Raw genomic sequence first — 17,048 nt, 5'->3', positions numbered from 1 at the left:
TGGCTACCCAATCGTTTTGTACGGGGCTCCCCCGCGCCGTACCTGGCTTTGCGAAACATTGACCCCGAAGTCTAGAGCGATGCCTCGCAGCCCTGACACATACCCCAGGCCAACGGCGCGGAACTTCCACTCGCCGCCGTGCCGGTAGACCTCGCCGAAGATCAACGCCGTCTGCGTGGACGCCTCTTCGCTGAGGTCATAGCAGGCGAGCTCCTGGTCATCGGCCTGGTTCACCACGCGGATGAACGCGTTGCTGACTTGGCCGAAAGTCTGCCCGCGGTTGTCGGCGTCGTGGATCGAGACCAGGAAGCCGGCAGAAGTCCCGGGACGAACTGCCCGCCCGCGGCTGACGCTGCCGCGCCCCCCAACTCACCTACGAACGCGGGAGATCCACGTGACATCACCGCATCCGGTGCGGACATCCGCGCAGAACCGCCCGTCCGCGAAGAACTGCCCGTCCGCCGCGAGCCGGCCGCCCGCCATGAGCCGGGGCGCCGCAGTCCTCGCCGGGGCGCCGGCGCTCCTCCGCGACCGGCCCGCATCTCCACGGCCCAGGCCGCGTCACTGAGGTGGCCGGGACCGCCGTGGTCCCGCGTGGACGTGCCGCCGGGGCGGAGTCCGGCGCACGATGATGAGGAGGAAGAAGAGGAGGAGGAGTACACCCGCCTGACGGCCGGCGCCGGGTGACCGGCAGGCAGGATGGTCAGGGGTGCGTCCGGCGCGGGAGACGGGCCGGGGCGGCGCCCCGTACCAGGCCAGAAGAGACCGAGCGGCACGAGAGAGAAGAGATCCGCATGCGTATCGCGCTGTGCCAGATGACGGCATCGACCGATCCGAAGGAGAACCTCGCGCACGTCCAGGACCAGGTCCGCCGTGCGGCGCGCGAGGAGGCCCGGCTGGCGGTCCTTCCGGAGGCGGCCATGGTGCGGTTCGGGGCCTCGCTCGGGCAGGTGGCCGAGCCGCTGGACGGGCCGTGGGCGGAGGGCGTGCGGGCGGTGGCCCGGGAGACGGGTGTGACGGTGGTGGCGGGCATGTTCACCCCGACGCCCGACGGGCGGGTGGCCAACACCCTGCTGGCCACCGGGCCCGGGGTCGAGGAGTCCTACGACAAGATCCATCTGTATGACGCCTTCGGGTTCCGGGAGTCCGACACGGTCGCCCCGGGCACACGCGTGGTGACCATCGATGTCGACGGGGTCCGGGTGGGCCTGGCCACCTGCTACGACCTGCGGTTCCCCGAGCTGTTCCGGGCGCACGCCGATGCGGGGGCAACGGTGTCGGTGCTGCCCGCCTCCTGGGCCGCGGGGCCGGGCAAGCGCGCACAGTGGGACCTGCTGGTACGGGCGCGCGCCCTGGACGCGACGGTCTGGCTGGCGGCCGTCGACCAGGCCGCCCCGGATCCGCAGGCCGATCCGGAGGCCCCCACCAAGACACCGACCGGCGTCGGGCACAGCGCGCTGATCGGCCCCGACGGGACCGTACGCGCGCAACTGGGCTCCGCGGCGGACCTGCTCATCGGGGACGTGGACACCGAGGAGACCGCCCGCGTACGGCGTGCGGTGGCGGTGCTGGACAACCGGACCCTGTAGGGGCCGGGCGGGGAGGTCGAGCGGCCGGGAGGATGCGGCGGGTCGCCCGGAGGTGGCCGTCGAGGGCCGCACAGGCGGCCGCGGCCTCCCGGCCGTCAGCCGTGCACGGCGTCCGCCGTCCCTGACGGGGTGTCACGGATACCGAGTCGCAGATGCTCGACGTGGAAGAGGGCCTGGTCGAGGAGTTCGGCGACATGGTGGTCGTAGAGGGCGTAGACGATCGAGCGGCCGTTGCGTTCGCCGGTGACCAGGCCGAGGTTGCGCAGCAGCCGGAGCTGATGGGAGCAGGCGGACTGCTCCATGCCGACGGCGGCGGCGAGGTCACCGACCGCGCAGGGGCCTTCCTGGAGGCGGGCCAGGATGTGCAGCCGGGAGGGGGTGGACAGGGCCTGGAGGGTGGCGGCGACATCGGCGGCTCCCACCGCGTCCAGGCGCTCGCGGGTCGTAGTGCGGTGGTCATCCATTCCGTGGCCCATAAGGGCCATCCTAACGACGATAAATGAAGACCTCTTCATTTGTTCCGGTACGGTGGTGCCCCTGTCGTTCCCCCGCCCGCGAAGGGTTGTTCCGTCATGCCTTCTGCCGTGCTGCAGCGTCCACCCCAGACCTCCACCACGCGCCCGGGTGCCCCACGCCGCACCCGGGTCCTCGCGCAGGCCGAGGCCCGCTGGGCGGCCGCCGCCACCCTCGCGTTCCTCCTCGCGCTGCTGCTGCAGCTCACCGGCGCACCGGCCTGGGTGTGGGGACCGCTGTACGCCGTCGCCTATGTGACGGGGGGTTGGGAGCCGGGCTGGTCCGGACTGCGGGCGCTGCGGGAGAAGACCCTGGATGTGGATCTGCTGATGATCGTCGCCGCGCTCGGGGCGGCCGCGATCGGCCAGGTGCGGGACGGTGCGCTGCTGATCGTCATCTTCGCCGTCTCCGGTGCCCTGGAGGCGCTGGCCACCGCCCGCACCCAGGATTCGGTGCGCGGTCTGCTCGATCTCGCCCCGAGCACCGCGACCCGGCTGGCCGACGACGGCAGTGAGACGACCGTGGCCACCGCGGACCTCGTCGTGGGCGACACCGTCCTGGTCCGTCCGGGCGAACGGGTCGGCGCGGACGGCCGGGTACTGGACGGGATCAGCGAGATCGACCAGGCCACCATCACCGGTGAACCCCTGCCGGTGACCAAGGAGCCCGGTGACGAGGTGTTCGCCGGCACCCTCAACGGCACCGGCGCGCTGCGGGTCAAGGTCGAGCGCGACGCCGACGCCTCCGTCCTCGCCCGGATCGTGGCCATGGTCGCCGAGGCGTCCGAAACCAAGGCGCCTACCCAGCTGTTCATCGAGAAGGTCGAACAGCGCTACTCGGTCGGCATGGTGGCCGTCACCCTCGCCGTCTTCGCGATCCCGCTGGTGTTCGGCGCGGATCCGGCCCGCTCCCTGCTGCGGGCGATGACCTTCATGATCGTCGCCTCACCGTGCGCGGTGGTGCTGGCGACCATGCCGCCGCTGCTGTCGGCCATCGCCAACGCCGGACGGCACGGGGTGCTGGTCAAGTCCGCCGTCGTCATGGAACGCCTCGGCCAGGTGGACACCGTCGCACTCGACAAGACCGGCACCCTGACCGCGGGCACCCCGCAACTCACCGCGATCCGCCCGCTGTCCGGATCGGGGGCGACCGAGGAGACCCTGCTGACCCGGGCGGCCGCGGCGGAGCACGGCGGCGAACACCCCCTGGCCCGTGCGATCGTGGCCGCCGCCCGCGCCCGCGGCCTGGTGCTGCCCGCCGCCGGGGAGTTCACCGCCTCCCCCGGCACCGGCGTACGGGCCACCGTCGACGGAACACGTGTCGCGGTCGGCGCCCCGGCCCGGCTGCTGCCCGCCGGCGATCCGACCGCCGCGGAGGCCGGCGCCCTCGTCACCGAGCTGGAGGAGGCCGGGCACACCGCCGTACTGGTCCTGTGTGACGGGGTGCCGGCCGGGGTGCTGGGCCTCGCCGACCAGCTGCGCCCCGACGCGGCGGCCACCGTCACCGGCCTCAGGTCGCTCACCGGACGGACGCCGACGCTGGTGACCGGCGACAATCCGCGCGCCGCCGCCCGGCTCGCCGCCGCGGTCGGCATCACGGACGTCCGGGCCGGACTGCTGCCCCAGGACAAGGTCGGTGCCGTCCGTGAACAGGAGGCGGCCGGGCACCGGGTGCTGGTGGTGGGTGACGGGGTGAACGACGCTCCGGCGCTGGCCGCCGCGCACACCGGGATCGCCATGGGCCGGGCCGGTTCCGACCTCGCCCTGGAGACCGCCGACGCGGTCATCGTCCGGGACGAACTCACCGCCGTGCCCGCCGTGATCGCGCTGTCCCGCACGGCCCGCCGGCTGGTCGTCCAGAACCTGGTGCTCGCGTCGGTGTTCCTCTCCGGTCTGGTCCTCTGGGACCTGATCGGCGATCTCCCGCTGCCCCTGGGCGTCCTCGGCCATGAGGGCTCCACCGTCGTCGTCGGCCTCAACGGCCTGCGGCTGCTGCGCGAAGCGGCCTGGCGGCGGGCGGCGCAGCAGGCCCGGTAGATCAGTCGGTCCCCAGCAATGCCACCGGCCGCTCACGCATCGGTGCGGATCACCACCACCAGCGTGCGCGGGCCGTGCACCCCCTCCACCCGCTCCAGTTCGATGTCGGAGGTGGCCGAGGGGCCGCTGATCAGCGTGATCGGGTGCTCCGGCGTCAACTGCGCGACCGCCTCCGGCACACCGGTCCGCACCGATGACAGGTCGACGACGCAGACATGCAGATCGGGGACGAGGGTCAGTGCGCGCCGGCCCTGATCCGCCGCGGCGCCGTCCAGGAAGATCGTGCCGGTCTCGGCGCAACTGACGGCGGAGGCCGTCACCACCCCGTCCAGCGCATCGAGCCGGGGCGCCGGAACGTCCGCGGAATCCGTCACCGTCTCCCCGTCGTACCCGGCCAGCCAGGCCGGATCGAGCCCCGGCGGGACCCCGGTCCTCCGTGCACCGTGGGCCCGCAGCACCTCGGCGAGCACCGCCGCGGTGGTTCCGGCGGTGCAGGTGCGTACCTGCGCCCGGTAGTCGACGAGCCGGTCGACGAAGAGGGCGAGCCGCTCCTCGTCGGGGAGGGTGCGGCCGGTGCGATAGGCGCGGGGGACGGTCACCTCGGGCCCGTCGGAAAGGGTCAGGGCGTCGCGGACACGGCGGAGCACCGTGTCCCGTGCGGTCGCGGTCACGAGTCCTCCTGCGGAGCGTCGTCGGTGTTCCGGGCGCCTTCCGCCGCCGCGGCCCGCATCGCGGCCGCGCCCTCGGCGGAGGCGAACCAGGAGCGGAAGGACTGCCGGGGCGGGGCGGGCGTGTCACGGCTGTCGCTCCAGCCGTTGAGCGGTGGTGGCAGACGGGAGAGGGTGCCGTCCCGCCCGGCGAGGACCCGTCCGAGCCCTGCCGCCTTCTGTGCGGTGGTGAACAGTCCGGGCCGCTTCATGACCGTGGCCGCGGCCTTCATCGCCAGCTTCTCCGCGGTCGTACCCGACTGCTCGGTGTGCTGATGCCGCAGCTCGACGAGGAGCGACGGAATGTCGATCTTCACCGGACAGGCGTCGAAGCAGGCCCCGCACAGGCTGGAGGCGTACGGCAGCGAGCTGTTGGGATCGTCCTTGGCGCCGTGCATACCGGCCAGCTGCGGGGTGAGCACCGCGCCGATCGGGCCGGGGTACGTCGATCCGTAGGCATGGCCGCCCGTCCGCTCGTACACCGGGCAGACGTTGAGACAGGCCGAGCAGCGGATGCAGTTCAGCGCCGCGCGACCGATCCGGTCCGCGAGCGCCGCGGTCCGCCCGTTGTCGAGCAGTACGAGATGGAACTCCTGCGGGCCGTCGCCCGGTGTCACGCCCGTCCACAGCGAGGTGTACGGGTTCATCCGCTCACCGGTCGAGGAGCGCGGGAGCAGCTGGAGGAAGACCTCCAGGTCCTCGAAGCGTGGCAGGACCTTTTCGATGCCCATGACGGTGATCAGCGTCTGAGGCAGCGTCAGACACATCCGGCCGTTGCCCTCGGACTCGACCACCGCCAGGGTGCCGGTCTCGGCGATCCCGAAGTTGGCGCCGGAGACTGCCACCTTGGTCGTCATGAACTTCTCGCGCAGGAAGGTGCGCGCCGCGGCCGCGAGCCGGGCGGGGTCGGCGTCGAGTGCGGGGTCGACGCCCGGGATGTGCCGGAGGAAGATCTCCCGGATCTCGTCGCGGTTGCGGTGGATCGCGGGCACCAGGATGTGCGACGGCCGGTCGTCGGCGAGCTGCACGATCAGCTCGGCCAGGTCGGTTTCGAGCGCCGCGATCCCCTGGCTCTCCAGGTGCTCGTTGAGGCCGATCTCCTGTGTGGCCATCGACTTGACCTTGAGGATCTCGTCGCTGCCGGTGTCCCGTACCAGCCGGGTGACGATCTCGTTGGCCTCGACGCCGTCCCGGGCCCAGTGGACGGTGCCGCCGCGCTCGGTGACCTTCCGCTCCAGCTGCTCCAGCAGCTCGGGCAGCCGGTTCATGGTGTCCGTCTTGATCGCCGACCCGGCGTCGCGCAGCTGCTCCCAGTCGGGCAGTTCACCGGTGACGGCCAGGCGCTTGGCGCGGATGGAGTGGGTGGCCTTGCCCAGGTTGCGGCGCAGTTGTTCGTTGTCCAGCTCGTCATGGGCGGCCCGGGGGAAGGTGCGCTCACCGCGCAGATGCCCCGTCCCGTACGGGGAGCGCGGGGGGACGGCAGGCATCCCGAGGAAGGTGCCGTTCGCCGCGGGGCCGGTCGGACTGCTCATCGGGCGGCCTCCGTCAGGACGTGGGGCACGGTGCGGGTGGAAGCGAGGATCTGCGCCAGGTGCAGGGTCCGGGTACCGGCCCTGATGCGCGAAAGGCCGCCGGCGATATGCATCAGACAGGACGAGTCGCCCGCCGTGCACACCTCGGCCCCGGTGCCGGTGATGTGACCCATCTTGTCCCGCAGCATCGCGGCGGACGTCTCGGCGTTCTTGACCGCGAAGGTGCCGCCGAAGCCGCAGCAGACGTCGGCCTCGGGCAGCTCCACCAGGTCGATGCCCTCGACGGCGCGCAGCAGCCGCAGCGGTTTCTCACCGACCCGGAGCATCCGCAGCGAATGGCAGGTGGGGTGGTAGGTCACCCGGTGCGGGAAGTACGCGCCGACGTCCGTCACGCCGAGGACGTCGACGAGGAACTCGGACAGCTCGTACGTCTTGGCCCGTACGGTGGCCACGCCGGCGCGGAGGGCCGCGTCCCCGTAGCGTTCGGCGACGTCCTGGTGCTGATGGCGGACCGAGCCCGCGCAGGAGCCCGACGGCACCACCACCGCCTCGATCGAGGGGTCGCCGAACTGTTCGGCGAAGTTCCGCACCAGCGGCACCGGTTCGCGCTGATAGCCGGTGTTGACATGCATCTGGCCGCAGCAGGTCTGCTGCGGCGGGAAGACCACGTCATGGCCCAGACGGGCCAGCAGGACCGCGGTGGATTTCACCGCCTCCGGGAAGAGCGTGTCTCCCAGACAGGTGGCGAAGAGTGCGATGCGCATAGAGCCTCCCTGGCGCTTATGGTCCGACCATACTCGCTTCGAACCGAAGAAGAAAAGTAAGGACGCAGTTTGGTCCGACCTTATTGACATGCGACATCTTCGGTGGGCTACTGAGGACCTTCGCCAGCCACACGGCGCCGCGATGGCCGGGGACGGGACGTTCACGACGGCCGGGCGGCGCGCAGACTCGATGAGGAGCACTCCGTGGCCACCACTCCGCCCGCTGCCCTGGCGGCCTACACCCCCGACGTGGCCGCCGTCGGGGACAGCCTCACCACCACCGCCCTACTGGGCCTGATCCCCCTGGCGGCCTTCTTCCTGCTGCTGATGGCGGCCAAGCGCTCCGCACTGCACTCCGCCCTCGGCGCCCTGCTGGCCGCCCTCCTGGTCGCGGTCCTCGGCTACGGAATGCCGCTGCGGCTCGGCGCGCTGTCCGCCGCCCAGGGCCTGGCCTTCGGCCTGTTCCCGGTGATGCTGATCGTCGTGTCGGCCATCTGGTTCTACGAGCTCACCGTGGTCAGCAACCGCTTCGACGACCTGCGCCGCTGCTTCAACTCCGTCGGCCGCGGCGATCTGCGCATCCAGGCCATGCTCATCGCGTTCTGCTTCGGCGGGCTCCTCGAAGCCCTCGCCGGCTTCGGCGCGCCCGTCGCGATCACCGCCGCCATGCTGATGGCGCTCGGACTGCCCCGGCTCACCTCGGCCGTGACCGTCCTGGTCGCCAACACCGCGCCGGTCGCCTTCGGCGCCATGGCCATTCCCATCACCACCGCGGCCAACCTCACCGGCATCCCCGCGGAGTCCCTCGCCGCGGTGATCGGCCGGCAGAGCCCGCTGCTCGCCCTCTTCGTTCCGCAGCTGCTGCTCTTCATCGTCGACGGGTGGCGCGGCCTGCGGCAGCTGTGGCCCATCGCCCTGGCCACCGGGGCCGTCTTCGCCCTGGCCCAGTTCTGGTGCTCGGCCCACTTCGCCTACGAGCTCACCGATGTCGTCGCCGCACTCGCCGGCTTCGGCGCCGCGGTGGTCATGCTGCGCTTCTGGAGCCCGACGACGCCGGACGACCAGCGCTCCCAGGTCGGGGCCGAACCGCTCACCCGCCGCCGCACCGTCCTCGCCGTGCTGCCGTACCTCCTGGTCATCGCGGTCTTCGCGCTCGCCAAGCTCGACCTCGGCGGACTCGACATGCCCGCACTGCTCGGCTCGCTCGCCGTCCAGATCGACTGGCCGGGCCTGTACGGCAGCCTCCTCGCCCCCGACGGCTCCCCCGCGGGCAGCGCGGTCTACAAGCTGGAGGTGCTGGGCAATCCCGGCACCCTGCTGATCCTTTCCGGGCTCCTCGTGATGCTGGTCTACAGCCGCGCCAAGGACGCCGACCGCTACCCGATGACCGCGCGCATGGGCCTGACCTGCGCCGGGCGCACCGTGAGGAACATGCGCACCGCCATCGCCACGGTCGCCACCGTGATGGCCCTGAGCTACGTCATGAACCAGTCGGGGCAGACCCTCGCCATCGGCACCTGGCTCGCCGCCGCCGGCGGACTCTTCGCCCTGCTCTCCCCCGTCCTCGGCTGGCTCGGCACCGCCGTCACCGGCTCGGACACCTCGTCGAACGCCTTGTTCGCCACCCTCCAGCAGACCGCCGGCAAAACCGCGGGCCTCGACCCCACCCTGCTGGTGGCCGCCAACACCACCGGCGGTGTGGTCGGCAAGCTCATCAGCCCGCAGAACCTGACCATCGCGGCCACCGCGGTGGAACGGCCCGGCACCGAGCGGATCCTGCTGCGCAAGGTCGCCGGATACAGCGTCGCGATGCTGGCGGTCCTGTGCGTCCTGGTGTTCCTGCAGTCGCTTCCGGTGCTGTCCTGGATGCTGCCGTAGGCGTACGGGAGGGGGCGGCCGGGCCGCTCCCTCCCGCCGCGCCACGGGCGGGCTCGGGCTCGGACTCGGGTGCCATGACCTCCCCGGCCGCTTCCCGCCCGACGGCGCCGCCTAGCGGTCCGTGGCCGCCCGGCCCTCGTCCCCCTGCTCCTGCGCCTCTTGCTGCTCCTGCTCCTGCTCCTGCGGTGCGTTCTCGTCGACCAGCCTGCCGTGGAAACCGCGGATATGCGCCTCGGCCAGATCGGCGGCCTGTGCGCCCTTGCCCGCCCGCACCAGCCGCAGCAGCTCGGTGTGCTCGGCGTTCAGCGCCTCCGCCGTGGCCGGCCAGTCCTCCGCCGTCTCCAGCGCCCGCAGGATCAGCGGACGCACCGACTCCCGCACCGCCGAGGTGAGGGTGGAGGTCAGCTGGTTGCCCGAGCTGCGCGCGATGGCGACATGGAACCGGGTGTCCAGGTCGTTGAAGTCGGCGGCCGCCACTCCCGGCTCCCGCATGTGCCCCAGGAGCGTTTCCGCCTCGTCGAGGTCCGCCGCTGAAGCGTGCTCCGCGGCCGCCTCGAAGCTGGAGCGCTCCAGGACCACCCGGGCCTCCAGCACATCGTGCAGGCGGTAACTGCCCAGGGCGAAGTGCAGGCGCAGCAGCCGGCCCAGCGCATCGTCCGGGTTCCGTACGATCCGCGCCCCGGCGTCCGGCCCGCGCCCGGCCTGGGCGACCAGCACCCCGATCGTCTCCAGCACCCGCAGCGCCTCGCGCAGCGCGGACCGGCTGACGCCGAGGACCGGCGCCAGCTCGCGCTCGGGCGGCAGCCGGTCCCCGGCCTTGAGTTCTCCGGCGAGCACCCGCTCCTCGATGCGCTCCAGCACGAGCTCATGTGTGCGCGACTGCCGCACAGGTCGCCATTCGGCGGTCATCCCCAACTCCCCGGCTCGGCCTCATGCCCCGTGCAAAAACTATGTCACACAGGACGTGTGGTCGGACCACACTGCCCGGGGGCCGGGAGGGCGCGGCCGCCTGGCCGAGAGCACCGCATGCGCCCGCCGCGCTGCCGGTCAGACCTCGAGGTCCAGTCGCGGTCCCTCGCGCCGGGACGGCTCGCGGCGGAGCAGATGCTCCTGGGCGGTGGTCGCGATCCGTTCGAGGACCCGCTGTCGCAGCGCATCGGGCGGGGTCACCGCTTCCGCGTCTGCCAGACACGCGACGGTGGCCTCCAGGCCGGCGACCTCCCGGGTGCAGGCGTCACAGCCGGCCAGGTGGTGCGAGAAGGCGGCCGCCTCCTCGGGCGGAAGGGCGTGCAGGACGTACGCCCCGACCGCCTGGTGCGGATCCTCGACGGCAGACATCAGCGGCCTCCCAGACAGACGCGCAGTCTCCGCAGGCCGGTGCGCATCCTCGTTTTCACCGTGCCCGCGGGGGTGGACAGGGCCTCGGCGACCTCCGCGTAGGTCAGCCCCTGGTAGTAGGCGAGGACCAGCGGCAGGCGCTGGGTGTTCACGAGGCCGGCCAGACAGCGGTACACCTGAGCCCTCTCCTCCCGCTCCTCGACGGCCTCCACCACCTCGTCGAACGCGGTCTGGTGGGACAACTGCGCGGCCTTGCGCTCGCGTTCCACACCGGCCCGCACCGACCGCACCCGCTCCACCGCCCGCCGGTGGGCCAGTGTCAGGACCCACGACTTCGCGGCACCGCGGTCAGGACGGAACCGGTCGGCCTTCCGCCATACTTCGAGCATCACGTCCTGAGTCACCTCTTCAGCCTGCGCCTCGTCACGCAGGATCCGGTAGGCCAGGCCCATCACGGGCACCACGAGGGCGTCGTACACGCCGACGAACGCACTCTCGTCACCCTGGGCGACCCGCACGAGCAGACCGTCCACGCGACGGTCCGCGGCAGACCGCTCCGGGGGCCTGGGCCCCTCGGACGCGGTGTGCGAAATGCGCCTCACAACGTGTCGAACCGTCCCCTCGTCCGTCTGGTGTGGACCGTGTTTTCGGGATGGAGTGCGCGGGGCGCGTGGTCACGCACCGGCCGCGCTCTCCCAGGCTGACGCCCCCTCACGGAGAACGCAGCCGGTCGGCGCCCGTTCGGCTGAGTGGGCCCCCGGCCGGGCCCCCGCCCCTTGACTCCTCGCCCGCCGGGCGCCCTCGCGCGCGGGACTCGGAACCAGCGCCCGGACAAGGGCCGGTAAGGGGCACGAAGTCGCAGGTCATCCCGGCTTCGGAGCGCTTGCGCAAGGGAACGGGGCAACTCCCGGAAGCAGAAAAATCCCCCTTGATGAATCCACACCGGTCCGGGCCTCGAATACACGTTAGGAACTGCCCGTGCGACGCGGACCGAGCGCCTACGGGACCGAAGTGCCGGACGACAGCGGCCGGCGCTTCTTCAGGGAGGCCGCCATGGTCGGAAAGCCGGTCGAAGAACTGACCTCGTATCCGGAGGAGTCCTCAGCCGGCCGGTGCGGTGTGGACGTCCCCGCCCCCGATGTCGAGGGCGCCCTCGCCGCAACACTGGCCGAGGTCATGGGTACGGGGCAGACGCCGGTGGACCGGCACTTCTTCGACGACCTGGGCGCCGACTCCTTGGTGATGGCACATTTCTGTGCGCGGGTCAGGAAGCGCGCCGACCTGCCGCCGGTCTCGATGAAGGACATCTACCGGTATCCGACGATCAGGGCGCTGGCGACGGCTCTGGCGGACTCCACACCGTCCTTCCCGGCCGAGGCCCCGCCCCCGGCCCCAGCCGCGGCCCCGGCGCCCCCTCCGGCCCCGGCCTTCGCGGGCACTGCCCGGTACGTCCTGTGCGGAGCGCTGCAGCTGCTGACGTTCCTCGGGTACTCCTGTCTCGTCGCGGTCCTCACGGCCTGGGGCTATGAGTGGATCGCCGCCGGGACGGGCCTGTTCGACAGCTATCTGCGGTCGGTCCTGTGGGGCGCGGCCGGTCTGCTGCTCCTGTGTGCTTTTCCGGTCCTGGTGAAGTGGGTCCTCATCGGGCGGTGGAAGCCCCAGCAGTTCCCCGTCTGGAGCCTGCCGTACGTCCGCTTCTGGGTCGTCAAGACACTGATCCGCGCGAACCCGCTGGTCGTGTTCGTCGGTTCGCCGCTCTACACGCTCTACCTCAGGGCACTGGGCGCGAAGGTCGGGCGAGGCGTCGCGGTCTTCTCGCGCAATGTGCCGGTGTGCACCGATCTGCTGGCCGTCGGCGACGGCACCGTCATCCGCAAGGACTCGTTCCTCAACTGCTACCGGGCACAGGCCGGGCTGATCGAGACGGGCGCGGTGGTCCTCGGGCAGAACGTGGTCATCAGCGAGGCCACTGTGCTCGACATCGACACCGCGCTGGGCGACGGGGCCCAGCTCGGCCATGCCTCGTCCCTGCACAGCGGGCAGATGGTGCCTGACGGCGAGCGCTGGCACGGCTCACCGGCACAGCGGACCGGAACCGAGGTGGACTTCCGCGCCGTGGACCCGGCGGTGTGCGGTGCCGTGCGCAGGACGGTGCACAGCTTCCTGCAGCTGGCGACCCTGCTGCTCCTGTACGTGCCGCTGGCGGTCGGCGGCGTGGGCATCCTGCTGGCCGAGGCACCGCAACTCTCCGCGGTCCTGGAACCCGGCCCCACGGCGCTGACCCACGGGACGTTCTACGTGGACGCCCTGGTGGTGTCCTTGCTCTTCTTCGCTGCCGTGCCCCTCGGCCTCCTCTTCCAGGCCACGGTCCCCCGGCTCCTCAGCCGGACCATCACGCCGGGCAAGGTCTATCCGCTGTACGGCTTCCACTACGGGGTGCACCGGCTGATCGCCCTCACGACCAACCGGAAGTTCCTGATGCGGCTGTTCGGCGACAGCTCCGCCATCGTGCACTACCTGCGCTGCCTTGGTTACGACCTCTCCCGGATCGAACAGACCGGGTCGAACTTCGGCACCGAGGTCAAGCACGAGACGCCGTACCTGAGTTCCGTCGGGAGCGGGACCATGGTCGCCGACGGCCTGTCGGTCATGAACGCCGACTTCTCGGACACGTCCTTCCGTGTCTCCCGGACCTCGATCGGACCACGCAACTTCCTCGGGAACCGGATCGCCTACCCCTCGCGGGGAAAGACGGGCGACAACTGCCTGCTCGCGACGAAGGTCATGGTCCCGGTCGACGGCGAGGTCCGGGAGGGTGTCGGGCTGCTCGGCTCACCCAGCTTTGAGATCCCCCGCTCGGTCCAGCGGGACAGCACCTTCGACCAGCTGAAGGACGGCGCGCAGCTGAGCCGCCACCTCGCCGCCAAGAACCGGCACAACGCCGCCACCATGGGGCTCTACCTCCTGGTGCGGTGGCTCTACTTCTACTGGTTCACCCTCCTCGTGGCGGTCTCCGCCGAGCTCTACGACTCCCTCGGCGCCCTGGCGATCGCGCTGGGCAATGTGCTGGTCCTGCTGTCCGGTGTCGTCTACTTCGTGCTGGTCGAACGGGTCGTGACGGTGTTCCGTCCCCTGGTCCCGCTGTTCTGCTCGATCTACGATCCGCGCTTCTGGCGGCGGGAGCGCTTCTGGAAGGTGCCCGCGGAGACCTATCTGCTGCTCTTCAACGGCACCCCGTTCAAGAACCTGATCTGGCGGCTGCTGGGGGTCCGCATCGGCAGCAAGGTCTTCGACGACGGCTGCTATCTGACCGAGCGGACCCTGGTCGCCATCGGGGACGGCTGCACCCTCAACGCGGGGAGTGTCGTCCAGTGCCACTCTCAGGAGGACGGCACCTTCAAGTCCGACCGCAGCACGATCGCAGCGGGCTGCACGCTCGGCGTCGGTGCCTTCGTCCATTACGGCGTGGCCATGGGTGACGGCGCGGTGCTCGCGCCCGACTCCTTCCTCATGAAGGGCGAGGCCGTCCCGCCCGACGCGCACTGGGGTGGGAATCCTGCCCGGCAGATCTGCGGCCGGGACGCCGGCGAGGGATGGAGGTAGAGGCCGATGACCACATCCATGACAGCCCACACCGCCCACGGACGCGGTGTGCTGACCGACGGTGCGTTCACCAAGGTCCCGCGATGGACCCGCGTCCCGGTACCGGGCACCGCCGAGCACGAGACGGTCCTCCCCGAGCACCTGCCGGCCGTGCTGCGCCGGCTGGCCGACACCCTGCGGGTGCCGCTGAGTTCGGTGCTGCTGACCGCGCACGCCAAGGTGCTCGCCGTGCTGTCCGGTGACCACGAGGTCGCGACCGGCTACCTCGCCGAGCGGGGCGGCACACCGCTGCCGTGCCGGCTGACGACCGCGGCCGCCTCCTGGCGGGGCCTCGTGCTGGACACCCACCGGACAGAGGTGGAGCTGCTGGAGCACCGGCGCTTCCCGGCCGGCGCATCCGGACCGGAAGCGGGTCCGGACGGGGAATCCCCCGAGACCGTGTTCGACCTGCCCGGCGAGGAAGGCAGTCCGGTCGGCGACACCGTGCTGTGGGTGGCCCTCGCCCGCCACGACGGCCGGGAGGTGCTGCGACTGCGGTACCGGACCGATGTGCTCGACGAGGACTGCGTCGCCAGAATCGGCGGCTACTACGTCACCGCGCTCACTCTGCTCGCCGCCGATCCGGAGGCCGAGCACCGGAGGCAGTCCCTGCTGTCCGCCGAGGAACTCCGGCTGCAGCTCGAAGGGCTGGCCGGTCCGGTCCGGCGGCTGCCGGACCGCCGGTTCCACGAGGTGTTCGAGCAGCGGGTGCGGGCGCACCCGGACGCCGTGGCCGCCGTGCACGGGAGCCGGCGGTGGACGTACCGGGAACTCAACGCCCGCGCCAACCGGTTGGCGCACGCCCTGCTGGCCCGCGGGCTGGGCCGCGAGGACGTCGTCGCGGTGGTCACCGAGCGCAACCTGGAGTGGATGGCCGCGGTGATCGCGATCTTCAAGGCCGGCGGGGTGTACCTGCCCGTGGAGCCGCACTTCCCGCCCGGCCGCATCGCGCTGATGCTCTCCCGTGCCGGATGCCGGCAGGTGCTGACCGAACCCGGCAGCAGCGCCGGCCTCGACCGGGCCCTCGCCTCGGTGCCCGGCGGAGTCCAGGCCCTCTTCATCGACGCCGTCTGCGGAGCGAGCCACGCCGACAGTGACCCCGGGGTCCGGGTCGGCCCGGACCAACTGGCCTACATCTACTTCACCTCGGGCTCCACCGGCGAGCCCAAGGGCGCGATGTGCGAGCACCTCGGCATGCTCAACCACCTCTACGCCAAGATCGACGACCTGGCGATCGGCGAGGGGCAGGTGGTCGCCCAGACCGCGCCCCAGTGCTTCGACATCTCCTTGTGGCAGCTGCTCTCGGCGCTGCTGGTCGGTGGCCGGACCCTGCTGGTCGAGCAGGCGGCCGTACTGGACGTGGGGCGCTTCATCGACACGGTGGCCGACGGACGGGCCACGGTGCTCCAGGTGGTCCCGTCGTACCTCGATGTCGTCCTGTCCTCGCTCGCGCAGCGGCCTCGCGAACTGCCCGACCTGCGCTGCGTGTCGGTGACCGGCGAGGCGCTGAAGAAGGAGCTGGTCCAACGCTGGTTCACGGCCCGGCCCGGGATCCGGCTGGTCAATGCCTACGGTCTGACCGAGACCTCGGACGACACCAATCACGAGGTCATGAACCGGGTGCCGGACAGCGAGCGGATCCCGCTCGGACGCCCCGTCAGCAATGTGCGGGTGTACGTCGTGGACGAGCACCTGGCGCCGGTGCCGCTCGGCGCTCCCGGAGAGATCGTCTTCTCCGGGGTCTGCGTCGGGCGCGGGTACATCAACGATCCCGAGCGCACCCGCCAGTCCTTCCTGCCGGACCCGCACCACCCCGGGCGGCGGCTCTTCCGGGCGGGCGACCACGGCCGCTGGCTTCCGGAGGGAAAGCTGGAGTTCCTCGGCCGCAGGGACAGCCAGGTCAAGATCCGTGGGTTCCGTATCGAGATGGGCGAGATCGAGAACGCCCTGCTCCGGGTGCCCGGGGTCGGTGACGGCACGGTGGTGGTCACCCAGCGGGCGGGACAGGGCAAACGCCTGGTGGCGTTCTACTCCGGCCGGCAGTCGCTGGAGGCCGATGTCCTCCGGGGCCGGCTGGGCGAGCTGCTGCCGGAGTACATGGTCCCGTCGGTCTTCCTCTGGCGGGAGAGTCTTCCGCTGACCGCCAACGGCAAGATCGACAAGAAGGCGCTGGAGGCACTCGCCGGCGGACTCGACGCGGTCGAGGACACCTATCACGCACCCCGTACCCCGACGGAACGGCGGCTGGCCGCGGCATGGTCCGAGGTGCTCGGCATCCCGCAGGACCGGATCAGCCGGCAGGACAACTTCTTCGACTGCGGCGGCACTTCGCTGGCGGCCGTGGAACTCGCGGTCTCCCTGGACCGGGTGATCTCCGTCAAAGACGTCACCCGCCACCCGGTCCTCGCCGCGCTCGCCCGGCAGGTCGACGGCGGGTCCGGGCGACGCCCCGGAATACTGCGTCCCCTGTCGGAACCGGGTGACGCCCAGGCAGGTTCCCTGGTGTGTTTCCCCTGTGTCCGGGGGAACACCGGCGAGTTCCAGGCGCTGGCCGAGGCACTGCGGCGCAGCGGCCCCGCGCTCTACGCCGTCGCCCTGCCCGTGTCCGGCACGGCCGCGGCGGAGGAGCCGTGCGTGCCGGTCGCCCAGGTGGCCGAGCAGATCGCCGAGCAGGTGGCCGACGAGATCATCGGCCTCGGTCTGACCGGGCTGCGGCTGTGGGGCCAGTCGTCGGGAACGGCCTTCGCCGTGGCGACGGCCAAGCGGCTGGAGCAGCGCGGGGTGGAGGTCCGGCGCCTATTCCTCGGCGCGCAGCTGCTCGGTGACGCCATGGACACCACACCGGCGGTGCGGCTGTCCGCGCCGGTCACCGTGGTCGTCGCCGCCGACGATCCGCACACGGCGGAGTTCCCCCGGCGCTATCTCGACTGGCGGCAACTGGCCGAGTGCGTGGACCTCCACGAGCTGCCGGACGGCGGCCACTTCTTCCTGCAGACCCGCGCGAACGACGCCGCACAGGCCGTGCGGTGCGACATCGCCCGGCCGGCTT

General features: G+C 71.6%; 11 protein-coding genes and 2 pseudogenes. 5 read left to right on the top strand and 8 right to left on the bottom strand.

Translation table 11 applies throughout. The features are described 5' to 3' along the window. Window positions 1-3: 3 nt before the first annotated feature. Window positions 4-309, bottom strand: a pseudogene (locus STRNI_RS36885) (TerD family protein); the annotation flags it as partial. A 485-nt stretch (window positions 310-794) separates the two neighbouring features. Between STRNI_RS36885 and STRNI_RS36880 the strand changes: the two are divergent. After that, window positions 795-1,589 (top strand): carbon-nitrogen hydrolase family protein, encoded by a 795-nt coding sequence (locus STRNI_RS36880; protein ID WP_109887708.1) that lies wholly within the window; start codon window positions 795-797, stop codon window positions 1,587-1,589. A gap of 95 nt (window positions 1,590-1,684) precedes the next feature. Here STRNI_RS36880 and STRNI_RS36875 read toward each other — a convergent pair whose 3' ends face one another. Next, window positions 1,685-2,065, bottom strand: a complete 381-nt coding sequence (locus STRNI_RS36875; RefSeq protein ID WP_148588334.1) for an ArsR/SmtB family transcription factor — start codon at window positions 2,063-2,065, stop codon at window positions 1,685-1,687. A 96-nt stretch (window positions 2,066-2,161) separates the two neighbouring features. Between STRNI_RS36875 and STRNI_RS36870 the strand changes: the two genes are divergently transcribed. Next, window positions 2,162-4,138, top strand: coding sequence for a heavy metal translocating P-type ATPase (locus STRNI_RS36870; protein ID WP_277412789.1), 1,977 nt, complete (start codon window positions 2,162-2,164; stop codon window positions 4,136-4,138). Window positions 4,139-4,170: 32 nt separating this feature from the next. On the opposite strand, the gene STRNI_RS36865 is transcribed toward STRNI_RS36870, so the two are convergent. From STRNI_RS36865 to STRNI_RS36855, 3 genes are read right to left on the bottom strand one after another with little or no spacing between them, the layout of a single operon-like run. Further along, window positions 4,171-4,809: a LutC/YkgG family protein gene (locus STRNI_RS36865; protein WP_109887713.1), complete on the bottom strand. Its 639-nt coding sequence runs from the start codon at window positions 4,807-4,809 to the stop codon at window positions 4,171-4,173. Next, window positions 4,806-6,377, bottom strand: a complete 1,572-nt coding sequence (locus tag STRNI_RS36860; protein WP_277412788.1) for a LutB/LldF family L-lactate oxidation iron-sulfur protein — start codon at window positions 6,375-6,377, stop codon at window positions 4,806-4,808. The genes STRNI_RS36865 and STRNI_RS36860 overlap by 4 nt, the downstream gene beginning before the upstream one ends. Next, window positions 6,374-7,141 carry a (Fe-S)-binding protein gene (locus STRNI_RS36855; RefSeq protein WP_277412787.1) on the bottom strand — a complete coding sequence of 256 codons (768 nt, stop codon included), beginning with the start codon at window positions 7,139-7,141 and terminating at the stop codon, window positions 6,374-6,376. The genes STRNI_RS36860 and STRNI_RS36855 overlap by 4 nt, the downstream gene beginning before the upstream one ends. Window positions 7,142-7,345: 204 nt before the next feature. Between STRNI_RS36855 and STRNI_RS36850 the strand changes: the two genes are divergently transcribed. Next, on the top strand, window positions 7,346-9,019 hold the full coding sequence (locus STRNI_RS36850) for an L-lactate permease (RefSeq protein ID WP_277412786.1): 1,674 nt from the start codon (window positions 7,346-7,348) through the stop codon (window positions 9,017-9,019). A 111-nt stretch (window positions 9,020-9,130) separates the two neighbouring features. On the opposite strand, the gene STRNI_RS36845 is transcribed toward STRNI_RS36850, so the two are convergent. The 3 genes from STRNI_RS36845 to sigK form a co-directional block, all read right to left on the bottom strand. Next, window positions 9,131-9,928 (bottom strand): FadR/GntR family transcriptional regulator, encoded by a 798-nt coding sequence (locus STRNI_RS36845; protein WP_277412785.1) that lies wholly within the window; start codon window positions 9,926-9,928, stop codon window positions 9,131-9,133. A 138-nt stretch (window positions 9,929-10,066) separates the two neighbouring features. Beyond that, entirely contained in the window at window positions 10,067-10,357 is a 291-nt protein-coding gene (locus tag STRNI_RS36840) for a zf-HC2 domain-containing protein (RefSeq protein WP_277412784.1), read from the bottom strand. Beyond that, window positions 10,357-10,950: an ECF RNA polymerase sigma factor SigK gene (sigK, locus tag STRNI_RS36835; protein WP_148588343.1), complete on the bottom strand. Its 594-nt coding sequence runs from the start codon at window positions 10,948-10,950 to the stop codon at window positions 10,357-10,359. The genes STRNI_RS36840 and sigK overlap by 1 nt, the downstream gene beginning before the upstream one ends. A 460-nt stretch (window positions 10,951-11,410) precedes the next feature. On the opposite strand from sigK, the gene STRNI_RS36830 reads away from it, so the two are divergent. Continuing rightward, window positions 11,411-13,960 carry a Pls/PosA family non-ribosomal peptide synthetase gene (locus STRNI_RS36830; protein WP_381844783.1) on the top strand — a complete coding sequence of 850 codons (2,550 nt, stop codon included), beginning with the start codon at window positions 11,411-11,413 and terminating at the stop codon, window positions 13,958-13,960. A 6-nt stretch (window positions 13,961-13,966) separates the two neighbouring features. After that, window positions 13,967-16,744, top strand: a pseudogene (locus tag STRNI_RS36825) (non-ribosomal peptide synthetase); the annotation flags it as partial. Window positions 16,745-17,048 lie beyond the last annotated feature (304 nt).

The sequence above is a fragment of the Streptomyces nigrescens genome, from assembly GCF_027626975.1.
Lineage (GTDB): Bacteria > Actinomycetota > Actinomycetes > Streptomycetales > Streptomycetaceae > Streptomyces > Streptomyces nigrescens.
This window is presented reverse-complemented; position numbering and strand designations above follow the sequence as displayed.